Origin of the sequence: Kitasatospora sp. NPDC052868, assembly GCF_044547105.1 — a bacterium.
Lineage (GTDB): Bacteria > Actinomycetota > Actinomycetes > Streptomycetales > Streptomycetaceae > Kitasatospora.
Map to the genome: position 1 here is coordinate 459,840 of NZ_JBITZW010000003.1, position 17,283 is coordinate 477,122.

General features: G+C 72.4%; 16 protein-coding genes. 14 read left to right on the plus strand and 2 right to left on the minus strand.

The annotated features are described in order from the left end of the window. Positions 1–169 precede the first annotated feature (169 nt). The 8 genes from ACIGZJ_RS08410 to ACIGZJ_RS08445 all read left to right on the plus strand — a co-directional run bounded on the left by ACIGZJ_RS08410 (position 170) and on the right by ACIGZJ_RS08445 (position 9,481). The gene (locus ACIGZJ_RS08410; protein WP_396456512.1) at positions 170–952 is read left to right on the plus strand and encodes an enhanced serine sensitivity protein SseB; all 783 of its coding nucleotides are present in this window, start codon (positions 170–172) and stop codon (positions 950–952) included. A gap of 147 nt (positions 953–1,099) precedes the next feature. After that, positions 1,100–2,038, plus strand: a complete 939-nt coding sequence (locus ACIGZJ_RS08415) for an enhanced serine sensitivity protein SseB C-terminal domain-containing protein (RefSeq protein WP_396456513.1) — start codon at positions 1,100–1,102, stop codon at positions 2,036–2,038. A gap of 512 nt (positions 2,039–2,550) precedes the next feature. Next, positions 2,551–3,540: an ABC transporter permease gene (locus ACIGZJ_RS08420; RefSeq protein WP_396456514.1), complete on the plus strand. Its 990-nt coding sequence runs from the start codon at positions 2,551–2,553 to the stop codon at positions 3,538–3,540. Positions 3,541–3,593: 53 nt separating this feature from the next. Then, entirely contained in the window at positions 3,594–5,363 is a 1,770-nt protein-coding gene (locus ACIGZJ_RS08425; RefSeq protein ID WP_396456515.1) for an ABC transporter substrate-binding protein, read from the plus strand. Between the two features lie 98 nt (positions 5,364–5,461). Continuing rightward, a complete protein-coding gene (locus tag ACIGZJ_RS08430; RefSeq protein WP_396456516.1) occupies positions 5,462–6,472 on the plus strand; it encodes an ABC transporter permease in 1,011 nt (336 codons plus the stop codon). Beyond that, positions 6,469–7,536, plus strand: a complete 1,068-nt coding sequence (locus ACIGZJ_RS08435) for an ABC transporter ATP-binding protein (RefSeq protein ID WP_396456517.1) — start codon at positions 6,469–6,471, stop codon at positions 7,534–7,536. The genes ACIGZJ_RS08430 and ACIGZJ_RS08435 overlap by 4 nt, the downstream gene beginning before the upstream one ends. 34 nt (positions 7,537–7,570) lie before the next feature. Beyond that, positions 7,571–8,662, plus strand: a complete 1,092-nt coding sequence (locus tag ACIGZJ_RS08440) for an ABC transporter ATP-binding protein (protein ID WP_396456518.1) — start codon at positions 7,571–7,573, stop codon at positions 8,660–8,662. A gap of 159 nt (positions 8,663–8,821) precedes the next feature. Then, on the plus strand, positions 8,822–9,481 hold the full coding sequence (locus ACIGZJ_RS08445; RefSeq protein ID WP_396456519.1) for a trimeric intracellular cation channel family protein: 660 nt from the start codon (positions 8,822–8,824) through the stop codon (positions 9,479–9,481). Here the strand turns inward: ACIGZJ_RS08445 and ACIGZJ_RS08450 are convergent. Then, positions 9,417–10,166: an IclR family transcriptional regulator gene (locus ACIGZJ_RS08450; RefSeq protein ID WP_396456520.1), complete on the minus strand. Its 750-nt coding sequence runs from the start codon at positions 10,164–10,166 to the stop codon at positions 9,417–9,419. The genes ACIGZJ_RS08445 and ACIGZJ_RS08450 overlap by 65 nt on opposite strands. Before the next feature lie 180 nt (positions 10,167–10,346). On the opposite strand from ACIGZJ_RS08450, the gene ACIGZJ_RS08455 reads away from it, so the two are divergent. Both ACIGZJ_RS08455 and mnmA read left to right on the plus strand, forming a co-directional pair. Then, positions 10,347–11,534, plus strand: a complete 1,188-nt coding sequence (locus ACIGZJ_RS08455) for a cysteine desulfurase family protein (protein WP_396456521.1) — start codon at positions 10,347–10,349, stop codon at positions 11,532–11,534. Positions 11,535–11,579: 45 nt separating this feature from the next. Continuing rightward, positions 11,580–12,716: a tRNA 2-thiouridine(34) synthase MnmA gene (gene mnmA / locus ACIGZJ_RS08460; RefSeq protein WP_396456522.1), complete on the plus strand. Its 1,137-nt coding sequence runs from the start codon at positions 11,580–11,582 to the stop codon at positions 12,714–12,716. A 129-nt stretch (positions 12,717–12,845) separates the two neighbouring features. On the opposite strand, the gene ACIGZJ_RS08465 is transcribed toward mnmA, so the two are convergent. Continuing rightward, on the minus strand, positions 12,846–13,979 hold the full coding sequence (locus ACIGZJ_RS08465) for an FAD-dependent monooxygenase (protein WP_396456523.1): 1,134 nt from the start codon (positions 13,977–13,979) through the stop codon (positions 12,846–12,848). A 92-nt stretch (positions 13,980–14,071) separates the two neighbouring features. Here ACIGZJ_RS08465 and ACIGZJ_RS08470 point away from each other — a divergent pair, with 92 nt between their 5' ends. The 4 genes from ACIGZJ_RS08470 to ACIGZJ_RS08485 all read left to right on the plus strand — a co-directional run bounded on the left by ACIGZJ_RS08470 (position 14,072) and on the right by ACIGZJ_RS08485 (position 16,845). Continuing rightward, positions 14,072–14,674: a TetR/AcrR family transcriptional regulator gene (locus ACIGZJ_RS08470; RefSeq protein WP_396456524.1), complete on the plus strand. Its 603-nt coding sequence runs from the start codon at positions 14,072–14,074 to the stop codon at positions 14,672–14,674. Between the two features lie 95 nt (positions 14,675–14,769). Further along, positions 14,770–15,300: a TIGR00730 family Rossman fold protein gene (locus ACIGZJ_RS08475; RefSeq protein WP_396456525.1), complete on the plus strand. Its 531-nt coding sequence runs from the start codon at positions 14,770–14,772 to the stop codon at positions 15,298–15,300. A 13-nt stretch (positions 15,301–15,313) separates the two neighbouring features. Continuing rightward, positions 15,314–16,003 carry an SDR family oxidoreductase gene (locus tag ACIGZJ_RS08480; protein WP_396456526.1) on the plus strand — a complete coding sequence of 230 codons (690 nt, stop codon included), beginning with the start codon at positions 15,314–15,316 and terminating at the stop codon, positions 16,001–16,003. 155 nt (positions 16,004–16,158) lie between these two features. Then, positions 16,159–16,845: a hypothetical protein gene (locus ACIGZJ_RS08485; RefSeq protein ID WP_396456527.1), complete on the plus strand. Its 687-nt coding sequence runs from the start codon at positions 16,159–16,161 to the stop codon at positions 16,843–16,845. The last annotated feature ends 438 nt before the right edge of the window (positions 16,846–17,283 follow it).

Below are 17,283 nucleotides of genomic sequence, written 5' to 3' on the forward strand. Positions count from 1 at the left end.
GGGCGCTCGGACCCGGCGTCGACGTTCATCGCTGCGGCGCTCCCTCCTTGGTCGGTCGCTTGTCGCTCTTCGCTTTCGGCACCGGCGCGCCCCTTCGGCTCGTCCGCGGGGCGCTAGGCTGCACGCGTCGACGAGCCAGTAGGGCGGTACAGGGCGCATGGGGTACCCGGTGGAGCAGCAGCAGGGGTGGGGCGGCCCGGAGGCGGCGCCACCGGGCGGCGGATGGCCGGCCAACGAGCTGGAGCAGGTGCTCAGCGCCGCGCTCGGTGATCCGGGCGCGACCCCCCGGGTGTTCGAGGTGCTCGCCCGCAGCCAGGTGTGGATCCCGCTGCCGTCCGGGGCCGACCCGCAGGGCCAGGCGCTGGACCTGCCGACGATCGAGCTGGCCGGCGACCCCTACGTGCCGGTGTTCTCCTCGCAGGAGGTGTTCCTGCGGCAGGCGCCCGGGATGGCCTTCGCGGTCGCGCCGGTCTGGGAGTTCGCCCGGGGCCTGCCGCTCGGCGTGGGCATCGCGGTGAACCCCGAGGCGCCGGTCGGCATCCCCGTCCCGCCGCAGGGCGTGGCGGAGCTGCGGCGCGGCCCGCGCGAGGACCGCTGGGAGGCCCCGGACGGGCCGACCGGCGGCCGGGTGGCGCTGCGGGAGCCGGTGGCGGGCGAGGACCCGGAGGCCTTCCTGGCCGCCTGCCGGGCCGAGCTGGCCGTCCTGCCCGGGGTGCTGACCGCCCGCCGCGCGCTGGCCAGCGTCGAGGGCGAGCCGACGGTGATGTTCATCGGCGTGCAGCTGGACCAGGGCGCCCCGGTCGCACCGGCCGCCGTGAACGAGGCGCTCGGCCGCGCGCTGGGAACCGCGCCGCTGCCCGGGGGCGTCCACCTCGTACTGCTCGACCTCGCGGACGATCCCGTCGTCGAGTGGATGCTCAACCGGGTCCGGCCGTTCTACGCCCGGATGTGACGCGTCCCTCCTCACCCGCCACGGGGGAGGAGGGCCCCTTGTAGGCACGTCGGCGTGGCGGCGGTCGGTGGCGCCCCATAGGGTGCGTGCAGACACCCGCCGGGCCGGCGGCAGGTGAGAGAAGAAGAGGCGCAGCGAGGTGGGCGCATGAGTGCGGGAGCGGTAGCGGGCGGTGCACCGGGGCCCTGGGGCCAGTCCTCCGCCGGGCGCCCCGGCGCGGATCCGGGTGCGCTGGAGCGCGCCCTGCGCGAGGTCGGTCCGGAGCGCTACGAGGCGTACGAGGCGCTGCTGCAGGCGCTCGCCGCGGGCCAGGTCTGGATGCTGCTCTGGCACGGCACGCCCGGCAGCCAGGACGCCCAGTACGGAAACATGGAGATCAGCGGCCACGGCTACGCGCCGGCCGTCACCTCGCCCGAGCAGCTGGCCGCGTCCGGCTGGGCGCGGGCGCACGAGGTGATCTCCGGCCGGGAGATCGCCGCCTCGCTGTACCGCACCCGCTGGGGCCTGTGGCTGAATCCGCATGCGCCGGGCGGCGGGGTCGGGGTGCCGTGGGCGGACCTGCGGCGGATCGCGGCGGGCCTGGACCGGCTGCCGGCCGGGCCGCTGAGACTGAGCGAACCGCAGGTGCCGGCGCAGCAGTTCTTCGCGCTGCTGGAGCGGCAGGCGGGCGAGGTGCGCGCGGTCAAGGCGCTGCGCCGGGCCTGGGTGCAGCCCTCCGTGGGCGAACCGTATCTGGCCATCGGTCTCGAGCTGTACGAGAGTTCGCCCCCGACCGTGGAGGCCGTCCGGGCGCTGATGCAGCGGGCGATCGCGGTGGCGCCGGAGGGCCTGGCGGTCTCGACGGTGGCGATGGGGGACGAGTACGACCCGGTGGCGCTCTGGATGCGCGCCAACGCGCGGCCGTTCTACGACCGTGAGGCGTCGGTGCAGGGCCGTCCGCAGGCGCCCTACCCGCCGGTGCCGCCGCCGCCGTACGCCTCGCAGGCGGGGCCGGGCTACGGCTACGGCACCCAGCCGCCCGGTCCGGGCTGGCCGGGGCAGCAGCCGCCGCCGCAGCAGCCCTGGCCGGGATACCCGGGGCGCTAGGCCCTGTCCGGGGTCCTCCAGGCCGCATCCCTTCGGAATCCCAGCCGAGGGCTGTAATCCCATCAGAGAAGCCGATCTGACGATATGTCGGATCGGCTTCCCGCGTTTTCCGGACGATTTTTCAGCCGGTGCCGCCCTCCCCCTTGACATGCATGTAACAGCTGTGTGAAGAGGGATATGCCGAAGGTCAGGAGGTGCATGCCGACAGATCACAGTTGGGTTTCTCTCGGTTGTCAGGGCTGGCGCAAGCCAGTTCGGATGGCAGAGAGTTCTGCGCAACGCACCGCGCGTACTTGCAGCCCCACGAAGGTGAACGCGCAGGCGGACCGCTTGAGCCTCGTGATGCCCATCCCGCGCGGCCGCAGGACCCAGCACGCCGTACCGCTGTGAACACCCGTACCCGCACCTGCACTTCCGCATCTGCACCTCCGCACGTCCGCACCAGCCGTACCGCCGAACCGGCGACCGGCACCCGTGGGCCGGCCACCGTCGGCGAGGGGACCGAACTGACCATGACCGCACCCGTCAAGACCGCCGGAACCGAACCGGGGGCAGCAGCCGCCGCGATCCCGGCCAAGAAGATCGAGGGCCGTTCGCTCGGCCAGATCGCCTGGATCCGCTTCAAGCGGGACAAGGCCGCCGTCGCCGGCGGCATCGTGGTGATCCTGCTGATCCTGCTCGCCGTGCTGGCCAGGCCGATCGAGTCGCTCCTCGACCTGGACCCCGACGCGCTCAACCAGGACCTGCTCGACGCCAACCTCGGCGGACTGCCGATGGGCGACTGGGGCGGGATGAGCGCGGACCACCCGCTCGGCGTGGACCCGCTGCAGGGCCGTGACCTGCTCTCCCGGATCATCGAGGGCTCCTGGGTCTCCCTGCTCGTCGCCTTCGGCGCGACGCTGCTCTCCAACACCATCGGCACCGTGCTCGGCGTGATGGCCGGCTACTACGGCGGCTGGGTGGACAACCTGATCAGCCGGGTGATGGACGTCTTCCTGGCGTTCCCGCTGCTGCTCTTCGCCATCGCGATCTCCGCCTCGCTCCAGGGCGGCGCGTTCGGCCTGCACGGCCTCCCGCTGCACATCATGGTGCTGATCTTCGTGATCGGCTTCTTCAACTGGCCCTACATGGGCCGGATCGTGCGAGGCCAGACGCTCTCGCTGCGCGAGCGCGAGTTCGTCTACGCCGCCCGCAGCCTGGGCGCCCGCGGCCCGTTCATCCTGTTCAAGGAGCTGCTGCCCAACCTGGTCGGTCCGATCCTGGTCTACTCGACCCTGCTGATCCCGACCAACATCCTCTTCGAGGCGGGCCTCAGCTTCCTCGGCGTCGGCATCCAGGCCCCGCAGGCCTCCTGGGGCGGGATGCTCAACGACGCGATCAAGTACTACCAGGTGGACCCCCAGTACATGGTGGTCCCGGGTATGGCGATCTTCCTCACCGTCCTCGCCTTCAACCTGCTCGGCGACGGGCTGCGTGACGCCCTCGATCCCAAGAGCAACTGACGCAACGTCAGGGTTTCCGATCCGCCACCACTCCTCAAGGGGTTGATCTCACCATGCGCAGGTCCCGTACCGTCGCGCTGACCGCAGTGGCCGCCGCCGCTGTCCTGGTCGTCACCGGCTGTTCCTCCGGTTCCTCCAAGAGCGGGGACAACTCGTCCTCCTCGGCCGCTGCCGGTGGCGGCGCCGACGCGGCCACCAAGGGCATCGTCAACGCCTCGGACAAGAAGGGCGGGACGGTCACCTACGAGATGAAGGGCACCCCGGACTCCCTGGACCCGGGCAACACGTACTACGCCTACATCTACAACTTCTCGCGCCTGTACGGGCGCTCGCTGACGACCTTCGCGCCGGGCGCCGGCGACGAGGGCAACAAGCTGGTCCCGGACCTCGCCGAGTCGGTGGGCCAGCCCAGTGCGGACGGCCTGACCTGGACGTACAAGCTGCGCGCGGGCCTGAAGTACGAGGACGGCAGCGCGATCACGTCCAAGGACGTGAAGTACGCGGTGGAGCGCTCCAACTTCGCGCCGGACGTGTTCTCCAACGGTCCGACGTACTTCAAGGAGCTGCTGGTCGACAACCCGACCCCCTACGAGGGGCCGTACAAGGACGCGACCGGCGACCTGAAGTCCATCGAGACGCCGGACGACCTGACCGTCGTCTTCCACCTGAAGCACGCCTTCGCGGACTTCGACTACCTGGTCTCCGCCCCGCAGACCGTGCCGGTCCCGAAGGACAAGGACAAGGGCGCCGACTACGTCAAGCACCCGCTCGCCTCGGGCTCGTACAAGTTCGAGTCCTACGAGGACGGCAAGCAGCTCACGCTGGTGCCGAACACCAACTGGGACCCGAAGTCCGACCCGATCCGCAAGCAGCTCGCGGACAAGATCCTGCTCAAGATGAACATCGAGCAGTCCACCATCGACAAGGACCTGCTGGCCGGCAACGCCCAGGTGGACCTCGTCGGCGGCGGCGTCGACCCGCAGACCCAGGCGCAGATCCTGCAGAACCCGAAGCTCAAGGCCAAGACCGACAACGCCTACGGCGGCCGTCTGGTCTACACCGCGATCGACAGCCACGTCGCGCCGTTCGACAACGTCGAGTGCCGCAAGGCCGTCCAGTACGCGATCGACAAGGTCTCGGTGCAGACCGCGGTCGGCGGCCCGATCCGCGGCCAGATCGCCAACTCGGTGCTCCCGGCGGACATCCCGGGCCACCAGGACATCAACCTGTACGCGACCAAGGACAACAAGGGCGACGAGGCCAAGGCCAAGGAGGCCCTCAAGGCCTGCGGCAAGGAGGGCGGCTTCAACACCGTCCTGAGCGCCCGCACCGAGCGCGCCACCGAGATCGCCGCCGCGACCTCGATCCAGGCCGCGCTGAAGAAGGTCGGCATCAACGCCGAGATCCAGCAGTTCCCGCAGGGCAAGTACCTCTCCGACAACGTCGGCGTGCCGGCGAAGAACAAGGAGAAGAACATCGGCCTGATGATGATGCAGTGGGGCGCCGACTGGCCGACCGGCTACGGCTTCCTGCAGCAGATCGTCGACGGCCGCGCCATCAAGGAGGCCGGTAACAACAACCTGGCCTCGCTGAACGACCCGGCGATCAACAAGCTGATCGACGACGCCGCCGTCACCACCGACAAGGCGGCCCGCGAGAAGATCTACGCGGAGATCGACAAGAAGGTCATGGAGCAGGCGGTCTACGTCCCGCTGACCTACTTCAAGGTGTTCCTGTACCGCTCGGACACCGCCACCAACGTCGTCTCCACCTCGGCCTTCTCGGGCGAGTACGACTACCTGAACATCGGTACGACCAAGTAAGAGCCTGGCTCCGCATCCCTGAAGGCAGGTGAAGGCAGCGGCGCCCGCCGCCGTCCGGAAGATCCCGGACGGCGGCGGGCCGCCGGAGCCGCCCAACTGTGTTTGCCTACATCCTCCGCAGGACGCTCGCGGCCGTGGTGCTGCTGCTGGTGGTCAGCGCGGTCACCTTCGCGATCTTCTTCCTGCTGCCGCGCCTGGCCGGCGAGACCACCGACCAGCTGGCCACGCAGTACATCGGGAAGAACCCGTCACCCGAAGCGGTAGCGGCGGTCAAGAAGAACCTCGGCTTCGACCAGCCGATCTACGTCCAGTACGGGCGCTTCCTGAAGGCGCTGGTCACCGGGGCCGAGTACAAGTTCGGTCCGGACGCGGCCACCTGCCACGTGCCCTGCTTCGGCTACTCCTTCAAGAACCACCTTGAGGTCTGGCCCGAGCTGACCAAGCGCATCCCGATCACGCTCTCGCTGGCCGTCGGTGCCGCGGTGCTGTGGCTGGTCTCCGGCGTCACCACCGGTGTCATCTCCGCGCTCAAGCCGAAGTCGATCTTCGACCGGCTCTCCATGGGCATCGCGCTGGCCGGCGTCTCGCTTCCGGTCTTCTTCACCGGCGCCCTGCTGCTCACGCTCTTCAGCTACGAGTGGCCGATCCTGGACAACCTGCAGTACGTCAACTTCACCGACGACCCGCTGATGTGGGCCCGCAACCTGATCCTCCCGTGGATCTCGCTGGCCTTCCTCTACTCCGCCCTCTACGCCCGGCTCACCCGCGCCGGAATGCTGGAGACGATGAGCGAGGACTACATCCGCACCGCCCGGGCCAAGGGCCTGGTCGAACGCAAGGTGGTCGTGCGGCACGGGCTGCGCTCCGCGCTCACCCCGGTCGTCACCATCTTCGGCATGGACCTCGGCCTGCTGCTCGGCGGCGCCCTGATCACCGAACAGGTGTTCTCGCTCCAGGGTGTCGGCGCCTTCGCGGTCTCCGCGATCGCCGACAACGACCTGCCGAAGATCCTCGGCGTCACCCTGCTCGCCGCCTTCTTCATCGTCGTCTGCAACCTCGTGGTCGACCTCCTGTACGCCGCTGTCGACCCCCGGGTGAGGCTGTCGTGACCGAGCTCCAGAAGACCCCGGCGCCCGTGGCCGCCCCGACCGGGGACCCGTTCCTCTCGGTGCGGGACCTGCGGATCCACTTCGACACCGACGACGGCCTGGTCCGCTCGGTCGACGGGGTCAGCTTCGACCTGCACAAGGGCCGCACGCTCGGCATCGTCGGCGAGTCCGGCTCCGGCAAGTCCGTCACCTCGCTCGGCATCATGGGCCTGCACCGCTCCAAGCGGGCCCGGATCAGCGGCGAGATCCACCTGGACGGCGAGGAGCTCATCGCGGCCGGGCCCGAGCGGGTCCGGCAGCTGCGCGGCCGCCAGCTGGCGATGATCTTCCAGGACCCGCTGACCGCGATGCACCCGTACTACTCGGTCGGGGCGCAGATCGTCGAGGCCTACCGGGTGCACCACCCGCAGGCCACCCGGAAGCAGGCCCGGGCCCGCGCCGTCGAGATGCTCGACCGGGTCGGCATCCCGCAGCCCGACCGCCGGGTCGACGACTACCCGCACCAGTTCTCCGGCGGCATGCGCCAGCGCGCCATGATCGCCATGGCGCTGGTCAACGACCCCTCGCTGCTGATCGCCGACGAGCCCACCACCGCGCTGGACGTCACCGTCCAGGCGCAGATCCTGGACCTCATCCGCGACCTCCAGCAGGAGTTCGGCTCGGCCGTCATCATCATCACCCACGACCTCGGGGTGGTCGCCGAGCTCGCCGACGACATCCTCGTCATGTACGGCGGCAAGTGCATCGAGCGCGGGCCCGCCGAGACCCTCTTCGACGCGCCCGAACACCCCTACACCTGGGGCCTGCTGGGCTCGATGCCGCGCCTCGACCGGGAGCTCCAGGACCGGCTCCTGCCGGTCAAGGGCACCCCGCCCAGCCTGATCAACGTCCCGTCCGGCTGCGCCTTCCACCCGCGCTGCCCGTACGCCGAGCTGACCGGCGGGCGCTCGACCAGCGACATCCCCGTACTGACCGAGGCCGCCCCCGGGCACCACGCGGCGTGCCACCTCGCCGCCGCCGACCGGCACCGCATCTTCGCCGAAGAGATCGCGCCCCGGCTGTGAGCCCGGTTTCGTACCACCATTCTGGAGAGAACCGATGACGGACACTCAGGCGGCGGCCCCCGAGCCCATGAAGAAGGTGCCCGCGCCGGCACCCGCCCCCGACCGCGAGCCGCTGCTCCGGGTGACCGGCCTGACCCGGCACTTCCCGATCCACAGCGGGCTGCTGCGGCGCCAGAGCGGCGCGGTGCGGGCGGTCGACGGCATCGACTTCACGGTCAACCCCGGCGAGACCCTGGGCGTCGTCGGCGAGTCCGGCTGCGGCAAGTCGACCATGGGCCGGCTGGTCACCCGGCTCGACGAGCCGACCGGCGGGAAGGTCGAGTTCGAGGGCACCGACATCACCCACCTGGGTGCCGGTGCGATGCGGCCGCTGCGCCGCGACATCCAGATGATCTTCCAGGACCCGTACTCCTCGCTGAACCCCCGGCACACCGTGGGCACCATCGTCGGGGCGCCGTTCCGGCTGCAGAAGGTGCAGACCGAGGGCGGGGTGAAGAAGGCCGTCCAGGAGCTGCTGGAGCTGTGCGGGCTCAGCCCCGAGCACTACAACCGCTACCCGCACGAGTTCTCCGGCGGCCAGCGCCAGCGCATCGGCATCGCCCGGGCGCTCGCCCTGCGGCCGAAGATGATCGTCGCGGACGAGCCGGTCTCGGCCCTGGACGTCTCCATCCAGGCGCAGGTGGTCAACCTGCTCGACGACCTCCAGCGCGAGCTGGGCCTCACGTACCTGATCATCGCGCACGACCTCTCGGTGGTCCGGCACGTGTCCGACCGGGTCGCGGTGATGTACCTCGGCAAGATCGTCGAGATCGCCGACCGGGACTCGCTCTACCAGACCCCGATGCACCCGTACACCAACGCCCTGATGTCCGCGGTGCCGGTGCCCGACCCGCGCCGCAAGCAGCGGCTGCAGCGCGAGCGGATCCTGCTCAAGGGCGACGTGCCGTCCCCGATCAACCCGCCGAGCGGCTGCCGGTTCCGCACCCGCTGCTGGAAGGCCCAGGACGTCTGCGCGAGCCAGGAGCCGCCGCTGACCGCCCTGAAGAGCGGCCACCAGGTGGCCTGCCACTTCCCGGAGAACGCGCCGGGCGCGACCGAGGGCGGGAAGCCGCTCGCCACGGTGTGACGGCGGGGTGGCGGCGGTGTGACGGCGGGGTGGCGGCCGGGTGGCGCCGGCCCGGCCCGGGGTGGCATTCGCGCGACCCCGGGTAACGCCGGGTAACGGGGTGCGGCCTCCGCGTGACGCAGGCGGAGGGGAGGGTTCCGCGGGGTTCATAGTTGTCCGGTGACCTCGCAGATCTTCCCCTCCGACGTGCAGCAGACCCTGGACCTCATCGGAATCTTCGTCTTCGCCCTCTCCGGAGGGCTGCTCGCCGTGCGCAAGAACATGGACATCTTCGGCATCTGCGTGCTGGCCGAGGTGACCGCGCTGGGCGGCGGGGTGATGCGCGACCTGGTCATCGGGGCCACGCCGGTGGCGGCGTTCAGCAACCTCGGCTACTTCAGCACGCCGCTCGCGGCCGGCCTGGTGGTCTTCTTCCTGCACCCGGAGGTCGAGCGGATCAACCGGGCCGTGCAGACCCTCGACGCACTCGGCCTCGGCCTGTTCTGCGTCACCGGCACGGTGAAGGCCCACGACTTCGGGCTCGGCGCGGTCTCCTCGGTGGCGCTCGGCATGGTGACGGCGGCCGGCGGCGGCGTGATGCGCGACATGCTGGCCGGCGAGATCCCCTCGCTGCTGCGCTGGGACCGGGAGATCTACGCGGTGCCCGCCCTGGTCGGCTCGGCCCTGGTGGTGCTGCTCATCGGCCTCGACCACCTGACCGCCGTCACCGGGACGGCCGCCGCGCTGACCGCCTTCGTGCTGCGGATGTGCGCCCTCAGGTACGGCTGGCGCGCGCCGCGGGCCTGGCACCGCAACGGTTCTCGCACCAGCGAGGAGTAGGCGAGCCGCCGTACGCCAGCGAGACCGCCTCGGCGGTGCAGAGCAGCTCCGGCAGCAGCCGGGCCAGCTCGGCCGGGGCCACCCGGTCCGCCGGGGCGCTGATCGCGCAGGCCGCGATGGTCCGCCCGCCGCTGCCCGCCACCGGGGCGGCCACGCAGGCCACGGCCTCCCGGTGCTCGGCCGACTCGGCGGCCCAGCCCTGGCGGCGGACGGCCGCCAGCTCCGCGGTCAGGGCCTCCGCGCCGGCCTCCCCCTCCGGCAGGCCGGCCAGCAGCACCCGGCCGATCGCGGTGCCCGTCGCCGGGGCGCGCCGCCCGATCCGGGACGGCCGGGCGGGGGAGCCGCGGCCGGCCAGCTCGTCCAGGTACAGCACCTCGCCGTCCTGCAGCACGGCCAGCTGCACGGTGTGGCCGCAGCGCTCGCTGAGCGAGGCCAGATAGGGCGCCGCGACCTGGCGGACGTCGATCTCCTCCAGCGCCTGGTGGGCGAGCGAGAGCAGCCGGCCGCCGAGCCGGTAGCGCAGGTCCGACTGGCGGTGGACGAAGCCGTGCTCCTCCAGGGTGCGCAGCAGCCGCAGCGCCGTGGACTTGTGCACACCGATCCGGGTCGCCGCCTGTTCCAGCGTGACCGGGCCGTCGCCGAGCGAGCCGAGGATGGTGAGTGCGCGGTCGACCGACTGCGACATGCCGCCCCCAGTCCTGTCCTCTGCGGCCGATTTGCGGTGGGGCGTCAGGCTAACCGCTTCCCCGGGCGGCAGGCCAACGGCGGGGTGCCTCCCGGCCAACGGGGCGTTGCAGTCGGCGCAATGGCCGGATCGCCGCGATGGCCGTACCTCCTGTCGGTGGCCCTCTACAATCGGATGGTTATGCCATACCTGGACCATGCGGCGACCACGCCGATGCTGCCCGAGGCGATCGCCGCGATGACGGCACACCTCGGGGTCGTCGGCAACGCCTCCTCCCTGCACGCGTCCGGCCGCCGGGCCCGCCGGGTGGTCGAGGAGTCCCGCGAGTCGCTGGCCGACTCGCTCGGCGCCCGACCCAGCGAGATCGTCCTCACCGGCGGCGGCACCGAGTCCGACAACCTCGCCGTCAAGGGCCTGTACTGGGCCCGGCGCGACGCCGACCCGGCCCGGACCAGGGTGCTGTGCAGCCCGGTCGAGCACCACGCGGTGCTGGACGCGGTGCACTGGCTCTCCGAGCACGAGGGCGCCACCGTCGAGTACCTGCCCGTCGACGGCCTCGGCCGGGTGCACCCGGCAGCGCTGCGCGAGGCCGTCGAGCGGGATCCGTCCACGGTCGCGCTGGTCACAGTGATGTGGGCCAACAACGAGGTCGGCACCGTCCAGCCGGTCGTCGAACTCGCCGCCGTGGCCGCCGAGTACGGCATTCCGATGCACGCCGACGCGGTGCAGGCGCTCGGTCAGGTACCGGTCTCCTTCGCCGAGTCGGGGCTGACCGCACTGACCGTCACCGGCCACAAGATCGGCGGCCCCTACGGCATCGGCGCGCTGCTGCTGTCGCGCGGCGCCGCGCCCGTCCCGCTGCTGCACGGCGGCGGCCAGGAGCGCGACGTGCGCTCCGGCACCCTGGACGCACCCGCCGCCGCGGGCTTCGCGGCCGCCGCGGCGATCGCCGTCGAGCGGCGGGCCGAGCACGCCGTCGCGTCCGGTCTGCTGCGCGACGAGCTGGTCGCCACGGTGCTGGCCGCCGTCCCCGACGCGGTGCTCAACGGCGACCCGTCGCCCGAGGGCCGGCTGCCCGCCAACGCGCACTTCTCGTTCCCCGGCTGCGAGGGCGACGCGCTGCTGATGCTGCTCGACGCCCAGGGCATCGAGTGCTCCACCGGCTCGGCCTGCTCGGCCGGGGTGCCGCAGCCCAGCCACGTGCTGCTGGCGATGGGCGTCGACCCGCTGCTGGCCCGCGCCTCGCTGCGGTTCTCGCTCGGCCACACCTCCACCCGGGACGACGTCGCGGCGCTCGCCGCGGCCATCGAGCCGGCCGTCCAGCGGGCCCGCCGGGCCGGCCTCGCGGCGGCCGCCCGCGCCCGGTAAACCCCGGCCGGGCGCCCGGCGCGACCACGTACTCTTGTTGGCATCATGACTGACTTCCCGGGTGCCCCGACCGCTCCGTCCACTGGCCGCCTGCGCGTGCTCGCGGCGATGTCCGGCGGGGTGGACTCCGCCGTCGCCGCCGCCCGCGCGGCCGAAGCGGGGCACGAGGTGACCGGCGTGCACCTGGCGCTGTCCGCCAACCCGCAGTCCTTCCGGACCGGCGCCCGCGGCTGCTGCACCATCGAGGACTCCCGGGACGCCCGCCGCGCCGCCGACGTGATCGGCATCCCGTTCTACGTCTGGGACCTCGCCGAGCGCTTCCGCGAGGACGTGATCGACGACTTCGTCGCCGAGTACGCGGCCGGCCGCACCCCCAACCCCTGCCTGCGCTGCAACGAGAAGATCAAGTTCGCCGCGCTGCTGGACAAGGCGATCGCGCTCGGCTTCGACGCCGTCTGCACCGGCCACTACGCCCGGATCGTCGACCTGCCGGACGGTTCGCGCGAACTGCACCGGGCGGTGGACGCGGCCAAGGACCAGTCCTACGTCCTCGGGGTGCTCGACGCCGACCAGCTCGCCCACTCGCTGTTCCCGCTCGGCGACACCACCAAGGACGTCATCCGCGAGGAGGCCGAGCGGCGCGGCCTGGCCGTCGCCAAGAAGCCGGACAGCCACGACATCTGCTTCATCGCCGACGGCGACACCCAGGGCTTCCTGGCCAAGCACCTCGGCACCGCCACCGGCGACATCCTCGACGCGGACGGCACCAAGCTCGGCGAGCACGACGGCGCGTACGGCTTCACCATCGGCCAGCGCAAGGGCCTGCGGATCGGCCGCCCGGCCGCCGACGGCAAGCCGCGGTACGTGCTGGACATCTCGCCGGTGAACAACACCGTCACGGTCGGCCCGGTCGAGGGCCTGGACGTGACGGCGCTCACGGCGATCCGCCCCCGCTGGTGCGGCGGGTCCCCGGCGGCGGACGGCCGCTACACCGCCCAGCTGCGCGCCCACGGCGAGGAGGTCCCGGTGACCGCCTCGGTCGTCGACGGCGAGCTGCGGGTCGCCCTCGACTCCGCGGTGCGCGGCATCGCGCCCGGCCAGGCGGTGGTGCTCTACGACGGCACCCGCGTCGTCGGCTCCGCCACCATCGCCACCACCGCGCGCCCGGCCGTCCCGGCGTAGTCCGACGTGTCGGCGGGCCGGGCCGCCCTGGTCATGGCACGCACCCGGCCCCTCCCCGGCTGAGGAGCGGCTGAGGAACGGTCGGCCGGTGACCGGGCGTGCGGCCCGGTCCGGACTGGTGCTCCCGCCTCAGAGCCCCCCGGGCCAGAGCCGGGCGGCGAGGTTGCGGGCGGCGAGGCCGAGCCGGGTCCGGGGAACGAGCAGGGCCGCCGCGCGCCCGACGCCGCGCTGTCTGGGCGCCACGCGGGCCCGGTGGGCCGTCTCGTAACGGGCGAAGGCGGCGGCATGGTCGGCCGGGTGCGCGGCCAGCGACTCGGCCAGGGTGTGCGCCCCGGCCATGGCGAGGCTGGAGCCGTCCCCCAGGAGGGACACGCAGGAGGCGGCGTCGCCGAGCAGGGCGATGCGGCCCCGCGACCACGAGGGGAGGTCGACGATGCTGACGGCGTCGAAGTAGAGGTCGTCGGTTTGGCGGAGTCGGTCGAGCAGTTGGGGGACGCGCCAGCCGAGACCGGCGTGGGACTCGGCCACGATGCGCTTGTGCAGGTCGGTGTCGCGGTGGTCGAAGGCCGTGATGTCCGGCCGGCGGAAGACGAAGGCGGCCAGCGGCCTGTCCCGGGAGGGGTGTACGGAGACCAGTCGCCCCGGCGCGTTGTAGAGGAGCACCTCCTGCGGGTGGTCCGCCCGTTCTCCGGGCGGGTCGAGGGGCATGGTGGCGACGTAGAGGCCGGTGGGGCGGACGAAGTCGCCTTCACGGCCGAAGACCTGGCGCCGCACGGTGGAGTGCAGCCCGTCCGCGCCGATCACCAGGTCGAAGCGGCGCGGCAGCGCGCGTTCGAACGTGACGTCCACGCCGTGCCCGTCCTGGCGCAGCTCGGTGGCGGTGTCGTCGAAGAGGAACTCGGCCTCGTCTCGGGCGGCCGCGTACAGCACGGCGGCCAGGTCGCCGCGCGGCACCTCGACCTCCTGCCGTTCCTGCGCACCGCCACGGCTCCCGGGCATGCGCACCCGGGCGACCTCGCGCCCGGAGGCGTTCAGCAGCCGCATCGCGGTCACGCGGGTGGCGGCCGAGCGCAGCTGCGGCAGGACGCCCATGGCGTCGGCGACGGGGAGGGCCGGGCCGCGGACGTCGACCGGGTTGCCGCTGGAGCGCAGGCCCTGGGACTTCTCCACGACGGTCGGGCGTAATCCGTGACGGGCCAGCCAGTAGGCCAGGGTCGGGCCGGCGATGCCGGCCCCGGAGATGAGCACGCTGCGCGGAGTCATGCCCCGACCATAGATGCACTCAGTGCAGATAGGCAATAGATGCAATTTTGCACTCAGTGCATCCATGCGCCGTGTGCGGTAAACTGCCCGGCATGTCCCTCCGCGACCGCAAGCGCGCCCGCACCCGCCAAGCCCTGGTCGACGCGGCGACAGAGCTGTTCGAGCGCCGGGGTTATGACGAGACGACGGTCGCCGACATCGCCGCGGCGGCCGAGATCGGCACCCGCACGTTCTTCGGCTACTTCGCCAGCAAGGAAGAGCTGCTGTTCCCGGAGTCCGACGCCCGCGTCCAGGCCGTCCGTGACGCCATCGCCTCCCGTGCCCCGGCCGAGGGCCCGGCCGAGGTGCTGCTGCGGGCCCTGGGTGCGGTCCCGGAGGCCGGCGACGACCTGGTCAGCCCGCTGGCGGCGCTGCGCCTGCGGCTGATCCGGACCGTGCCCGCCGTGCGCGGCCGCGCCCTGCAGATCCAGCTCGACGCCCAGCAGGAGATCGCGCGGCAGCTGGCCGACGCGTTCCCCGACCGTCTGGACCCGGTCGCCGCCGGCGCCCTCACGGGCGCCTTCATCGGGGCCATCACCGGCGCCCTCCAGGCCCTCCTCGACACCACCGGCCACCCCGCCACCCCCGCGGACCTCCACACCGCCCTCCAGGCGGCCACCGACACCGCCCTGGCCCCCTGGCGGGCGGCCGACTGAACCCGGGGTGCCCCGACAACCCGGCGCGGGGTCGCGCACTCGAGGCGAAAAGCCGGTCGGAGAAATCCCGGGTGCGTGATAGACCGGGGAGCACTATGAATATCTCTGTCTTCTGTTCCGCGTACTCCCTCGACGACCGCTACACCGCCCCCGCCGCCGAGTTCGCCCGGCTGCTCGGGGAGGGTGGGCACACGCTGGTCTGGGGCGGCTCGAACGCCGGGCTGATGGGGCTGCTCGCGGACGGGGTGAAGGCCGCCGGCGGCCGGCTGGTCGGGGTGTCCGTGGAGCTGCTGCGGCACAAGGCGTACCAGGGCGCGGACGAGCTGATCACCACCCGGGACCTCGCCGAGCGCAAGGCGCAGCTGCTGATGCGGGCCGACGCCGTCGTCGTCCTGGTCGGCGGCCTCGGCACGCTGGACGAGGTCACCGAGGTGCTGGAGCTCAAGAAGCACGCGCTGCACGACAAGCCGGTGGTCGTCCTCGACACCGAGGGCTTCTACGCGGGCCTGCGGACCCAGCTGGAGCGGATGGACGCGGAGGGCTTCCTGCCGCGCCCGCTCGGCGAGCTGATCGGCTTCGCGGAGACTCCCGCCGAGGTGTTCGAGCAGCTCAAGACCGCGGCCTGAGAGGATCAGGACCATGGCTGCACATCTGATCACCGGCGCGGGCTCCGGCATCGGCGCCGTCCTCGCCGAGCGACTCGCCGAACGCGGGGACGACCTCTGGCTGCTGGCCCGCGACGCCCGCCGGGCCGCCCAGCTGCGCGAGCGGTTCCCCACCGCCCGCACCCTGGTCGGCGACCTCGGGGACCCGGCCAAGCTCTCCTGGGCCTTCGGCCACCAGGAGCTGCCCGTCGAGCTGGACTCCCTGCTGCACATCGCGGGCGTCGTCGAGCTGGGCCCGGTCGGCGAGCTGCCGGTCAAGGCCTGGCAGGAGACCCTGAACGTCAACCTGGTCGCCCCCGCCGAGCTCACCCGCCTGCTGCTGCCCTCGCTGCGGCTGGTCAAGGGGCACGTGGTGTTCGTCAACTCGGGCGCCGGCCTCAACGCGCACGGCGACTGGTCGGCGTACGCGGCGAGCAAGCACGGCCTGAAGGCGCTCGCCGACGCGCTGCGCCAGGAGGAGCACGGCAACGGCGTCCGGGTCACCTCGGTCTACCCGGGCCGGGTCGCCACCGCGATGCAGGTGAAGGTCCACCAGCAGGAGGGCCGGGACTACGACGCCGAGCGCTGGATCGCCCCCGAGTCCGTGGTGAAGGCCCTGCTCACCGCCCTGGACCTGCCGCGCGACGCCGAGATCACCGACATCACCGTCCGCCCGGGCCGCTGAGCGGCTCCTCCTTGGAGCAGGAAGTCGGCCGGTCCGACTTCCTGCTCCGGGCGGGTACGGACGACCGTCGGGAATCCGCGCGCCGCGGTCCAAGGGGCTCCCTGTTCCATCCGCAGGGTCCGGCACGGCTGCTGGACACCCGGGAGGCGGTCGGGGTGCCGTCGGCACAGGCCGTCCCGGCGTACGGCACGATCGACCTGCCGGTGACCGGTGCGGCCGGGGTGCCCGCGAGCGGGGTGACGGCGGTGACGATGAACGTCACGGCCGTGGACCCGGCCCAGGGCGGCCACCTCACCGTCTACCCGCACGGTGACGCGGCGCCGACCGCGTCGAACCTGAACTGGACGCCCGGGCGTACCGTCGCCAACCTGGTGACGGTACCGGTGAAGGACGGCAAGGTGTCCTTCTACAACCACTCCGCCGGGACGGTCCACCTGGTCGCGGACCTCGCCGGGTACTTCGGCACCGAGGGCCGACTCGCCTTCCACCCGGGCGGGCCGCGGCGGGTGATGGACACCCGGGTGGGCCAGGGAAGCCCCAACTCGCACCCGGCGGCGCCCGTTCCGGCCTGGGGCACGCTGGCGGTCAGGCCGTCCTACGGGTCCTACCCGCCCGGCGTGACGCTGAACGTGACGGTCACCGAGCCGGGCGCCGAGGGCCACCTCACGGTGTACCCGCAGGGAGGCCCGGCGCCCGGTACGTCCAACCTCAACTTCCTGCGGGGCGAGACGATCTCGAACCAGGTCGTGGTCCCGACGGGCGGGGACACCGTCCTCTTCTACAACGCGAGCGACGCGCCGGTGCACCTCGTGGTCGACTACTACGGCGCCGAGCGCTACTGACCGCAGCCGGCCGACGATTCACCCGAGGCCCCGGTGCCGAGCCCCGTGCTCGGTGCCGGGGCCGTTCCATGGGGTGCGCAGGAGCCTTGGCGCGGCGTCGGGCGGGGCGTCCGGCGGGGCGTCAAAACCGCGTTGGCGGGGGTCTGTCCGCTGTGGAATGATCCGCTCCGCCCGCTGTTCGACCGGCTCGAACGGGGTGGGTCGCAGGGCGCGATCCGAGCTTCGAACTCCCAGGGGGGAATCCCATTTCCAGACTCCGCACAGCGCTGGCCGTCGGCGCGACACTGCTCGGCACGATCGGCCTGCCGGCCGTCGGAGCGGGTGGTGCGGTCGCCGCGGCCACCACGCTCTACGTCGACAACGGCGCGGGCGCCAACTGCACCGACAGCGGTACCGGTACCCGTGCGGCGCCGTTCTGCCACGTCGGCGCCGCGGCCG